Raw genomic sequence first — 4,018 nt, 5'->3', positions numbered from 1 at the left:
TTGTTCCCCCGTACGTCCCCCCGTGGAACCCCGTTCCGGTCGTTCCCCCGGGTTCCCCCGTGCCTCACTCCCGCCGACGGCGCCGGCGGAAGGAGCGGATCGCGGGCCGGTCCCCCGTTCCGGCGCCCCGTGCCGCCGGTCCCGTGGGCCCGAGCCCCCTCTCCGTGGTCTCCACTCTCCCGTTCCCGCTGGTCCGGGCCCATCCGCCGCCGTACTCAACTCGCCGGCTAGGTACGGGTACTCACGCCTGCGCACCCGCGCCCAGCACGGCGTGCGTCCGGACGGTCACGGCGTCGGGGGCGCGGACACTCAGGGACGGGGCCCGACCTGCGGCGGATAAAGTCCCTGACATGGCACGGATTGCGGTGATCGGCGCCGGCACGGGCGCGCTGGCGGCCGCCGCCCGGCTGGCCGTCGCGGGCCACCGGGTGGCGGTGTACGAGCGGACGGAGACGTACGGCGGTGCGCTGCGCCGCCGGGAGCGGAACGGGTTCGCCTTCGACACGGGCCCCGGGCTGCTGCCGCTGCCCGCCGTCTACCGGGACCTGTTCGTGAAGACGGGCCGGGAGCCGCTGGAGGAATGCGTCGAGCTGGTGCAGGCCGACCCGTCGTCGCGCCACGTCTTCGCGGACGGCACCCGGGTGTCCCTGCCGAACGCCTCCCGCGCGGGCGTGGTCGCCGAGGTGGAACAGGCGCTGGGCGCGGACGCGGCGCGGCGCTGGGGCGACTTCCTGGTGCGGGCCCGCGAGGCCTGGGACCGGGCGCGCCGCCCGCTGCTGGAGGAGCCGCTGTGGCCCAACTGGGAGGTGCTGGCCGGGCGCGAACCCTACCCCGCGGTCCCCCACCGCCGGCGCTTGCGCCTGCGTACAGCGGCCACGCTCGCCGAGGTCGGCGAGTGGGAGCTGCGCGACCCGCGGCTGCGGGCGCTGCTGGAGAGCCACGCGCTGGCGTTCGGCCTCGACCCGCGGACCACGCCGGCGAGCGCGGCGGTGCTGCCGTACATGGAGCACGCCTTCGGCACCTGGTACGTGCGGGGCGGGCTGCGGGAGCTGGCGCGCGCGGTGTACGAGCGGTGCCTGGCCCGCCGGGTGGAGTTCCGCTTCGGCGCGGAGGTCACCGCGGTGCGGGAGAAGGACGGCCGGGCGGCGGGCCTGGAGCTCGCCGACGGCACGGCGGTGGAGGCGGACCTGGTGGTCGCCGGGGTGCACCCGGCCGCGCTGGAGCGGATGTGCGGCACACGGCTGCGCGGGGAGGGCGAGGTGCCCGCGCGGCGGGAGGGGGCGAGCCGGACGACGGTGCTGCTGGCGCTGCGGGGCGCCCGCCCGGACGGCACCCCTCACCGGACGGTGGTGCACACCCGGGACCGTGAGGCGGAGCTGGACGCGCTGTCCGGCGGCGGGCTGCCCGCCGAGCCGACGGTGACGGTGCTGCGGCCGGACGACCCGGCGCTGGTCCCGGACGCCGGGCACGAGGCCGTGACGGTGACGGCGGTGACGCCCGCGGGGGCGGCCGGCGCCGACGCGTACGCGGCGTACGCGGAGCGGATGGTCGCGGCCGCCGCACGGGCCGTGCCGAACCTGCGGGACCGGCTGCTGTGGCAGGAGATGCGCACGCCCGAGGACGTCGCGCGGGAGACGGGCGCCGAGGGCGGCGCGGTGCCGGCGCCGGCGCTCGCCGCCGCGGACGGCCGCTTCCTGCACGCCTCCAACAGCACGCGGCTGCCGGGGCTGTTCACCGTCGGCGGCTGGTCCCACCCCGGCGGCGGACTGCCGCACGCCGGGATGTCGGGGGCGCTGGTGGCCGGACTCGTCGTCGAGGGACCGGACTTCCGCGGCTCGCAGTGAACGCGGGCCGCGGCACGGGCGGTTGAGAGGGCTTCAGAGACGGTGCCGCTCAGAAACGGTACTGCTCGTCGTACCCGTTGCCGTTGCCGTTGCCGTGGGTGCCCTGCTGCTGTCCGCCGTCCTGGTACGGGTACTGCTGCTCCGGCGGGAGCTCGCCGCCGTACGGGTCGTCGGCGCTGCGCTGCTGCGGCACCCACAGGCCGCCGGCCGGGGTCTCGCCGCCGTAGCCGCCGGTCGCGTAAGGGTCCCCGGTCGCGTACGGGTCCTGGGCGGCGTAGCCCTGCTGGGCGTACTGCTGGTCCGTGTAGCCCGTGTCGTGCGAGCCGCCGCCGTAGGTGGCGTTGCCGATGTACGGGTCGGAGTACGCGGCGTACTGCTGCTGGCCGGTGTCGTAGCCCTGCTGCTGCCCGTAACCGGAGTAGTCGTAGGCGTAGTCGGGGTCGGCGGTCTGCGCGGTGGCGGCGTACTGGTCCTGGCCCGCGTACTGGTCCTGGCCCGGGTAGCCCTGGTCGCCGTAGACGCCGTAGGAGCCGGTGTCGTCGGGCATCGGCTGCGGCTCGTAGACGGCGGTGGTCTCCGCGGCCGTCTGCCGGTCGGCGGCGGGGGTGAACACGTCGTCGCGGTCGTAGTCGTCGTCGGCGCCGTAACCGGCCGTCGTCGGCCCGGGGTCGAACGCGTCGGCGCGGTCGCCGGACGCCTCGACGCCGGTGACCTCCAGCGACGGTTCCTCGCGTCCGCGTCCGCGGCCCTTGGCGGCGGACAGGATCGGCGCGTTGACCGCCCAGCCGGCCTGGAAGCCGCGGCGGAACGACAGCGTGACGTAGGTCTGCCCGACGGCGAAGGCGGCCGCGCCCAGTCCGATCACCACCACGGACGGGATCAGCACGCCGAACACGACGCCGAGGAACCCGACGAAGGCGAGCAGCCGCCAGCGCAGGCGCGCCTTGTACTGCAGCAGCACCTCACCCAGCAACCACAGCGCGACGATGCCGAACGCGATGTAGAGGACCGTCCAGCCCATGTACGCCCCTCTCCCAGTGGTCGTTACGCAGTGTGTCGTATGTGCGTGCGACCGGTCTAGGCCTGCGGCGGGTGGTGCAGACCCAGGTTCTCGTAGATTTCCAGCGTCGCCGTGGAGTTGTTGAGCGTGATGAAGTGCAGACCGGGCACTCCTTCGGCCAGCAGCCGCGCACAGAACTCCGTGGCGAAGTCGATACCGATGGAGCGTACCGCCGCCGGATCGTCCTTCGCTGTGAGGATCCGCTCTTTCAGGGCGTCGGGGAACACCGCGTTACTGAGCTTTGGCAACCGTTCCAGCATCTTCACGCTGGTCACAGGCATGACCTCGGGAATCACGGGCGTCTCGCAGCCCGCCGCGTCGACTCGGTCACGCAGCCGCAGGTACGACTCGGGCTGGAAGAACATCTGCGTGATCGCGTAGTCCGCGCCGGCCCGGCACTTGTCGACGAAGTGCGCCACGTCGGTGTCCCAGTCCGCGGACCGCGGGTGCATCTCCGGGAAGGCGGCGACGCCCACGCAGAAGTCGCCCGACTCCTTGATGAGGCGCACCAGTTCGGCCGCGTAGGTGAGACCCTGCGGGTGCGGCACCCAGTCGCCCATCGGGTCGCCGGGCGGGTCGCCGCGCACGGCGAGCATGTTGCGGATCCCGGCGTCGGCGTACTGGCCGATGATGTTGCGCAGTTCGGCGACGGAGTGCTCCACCGCCGTGAGGTGGGCGACCGGGGTGAGGGTGGTGTCGGCGGCGATCTGCTCGGTCGCCTTCACCGTGCCGGCCCGGGTGGAGCCGCCCGCGCCGTAGGTGACGGAGACGAAGCTGGGCGCGACGGCCTCGATCCTGCGGAGCGCGTTCCAGAGGTTCCGCTCGCCCTTCTCCGTCTTCGGGGCCCAGAACTCGAACGAGTACGTCGTCTTCCCGCCGGCGAGCATGTCGCGCACGGTGCGTGCGCGGTCCGTCCTGGTGGATGCGGTTCCGAGGGCCATACGGGCAGCGTAGCCACGGGTCGGCGGGCCCCCAACCAGAAGCGGGATATTCGTCTGATTTGCCGCCTTGGCGTCCACAGTGTGGACAAACTTGAGACGCCGGTGGCGTAGGAGTCAGGCGGCGTCGGCGGCCTCCCGCACCCGGCGGGCCAGCTCGGCGGCCGCGGCGCCCG

The 4,018-nt window shown here is 74.0% G+C and carries 3 protein-coding genes; 1 reads left to right on the top strand and 2 read right to left on the bottom strand.

The features are described 5' to 3' along the window. Positions 1-350: 350 nt before the first annotated feature. The gene (locus CCN29_RS28050; protein WP_086685391.1) at positions 351-1,844 is read left to right on the top strand and encodes a phytoene desaturase family protein; all 1,494 of its coding nucleotides are present in this window, start codon (positions 351-353) and stop codon (positions 1,842-1,844) included. A gap of 49 nt (positions 1,845-1,893) precedes the next feature. Here CCN29_RS28050 and CCN29_RS28045 read toward each other — a convergent pair whose 3' ends face one another. Then, on the bottom strand, positions 1,894-2,865 hold the full coding sequence (locus CCN29_RS28045) for an SCO2102 family sporulation regulator (protein ID WP_086685390.1): 972 nt from the start codon (positions 2,863-2,865) through the stop codon (positions 1,894-1,896). Positions 2,866-2,921: 56 nt separating this feature from the next. Beyond that, complete coding sequence (gene metF, locus CCN29_RS28040; RefSeq protein WP_051791908.1) at positions 2,922-3,845, bottom strand: methylenetetrahydrofolate reductase [NAD(P)H]; 924 nt, start codon at positions 3,843-3,845, stop codon at positions 2,922-2,924. Between the last annotated feature and the right edge of the window lie 173 nt (positions 3,846-4,018).

This window comes from Streptomyces pseudogriseolus (assembly GCA_002154585.1).
Lineage (GTDB): Bacteria > Actinomycetota > Actinomycetes > Streptomycetales > Streptomycetaceae > Streptomyces > Streptomyces pseudogriseolus.
This window is presented reverse-complemented; position numbering and strand designations above follow the sequence as displayed.

Coding starts and splice junctions, on each gene's coding strand:
- CCN29_RS28050 (WP_086685391.1), top strand. CDS start 351: ATGGCACGGATTGCGGTGATCGGCGCCGGCACGGGCGCGCTGGCGGCC.
- CCN29_RS28045 (WP_086685390.1), bottom strand. CDS start 2,865: ATGGGCTGGACGGTCCTCTACATCGCGTTCGGCATCGTCGCGCTGTGG.
- metF (WP_051791908.1), bottom strand. CDS start 3,845: ATGGCCCTCGGAACCGCATCCACCAGGACGGACCGCGCACGCACCGTG.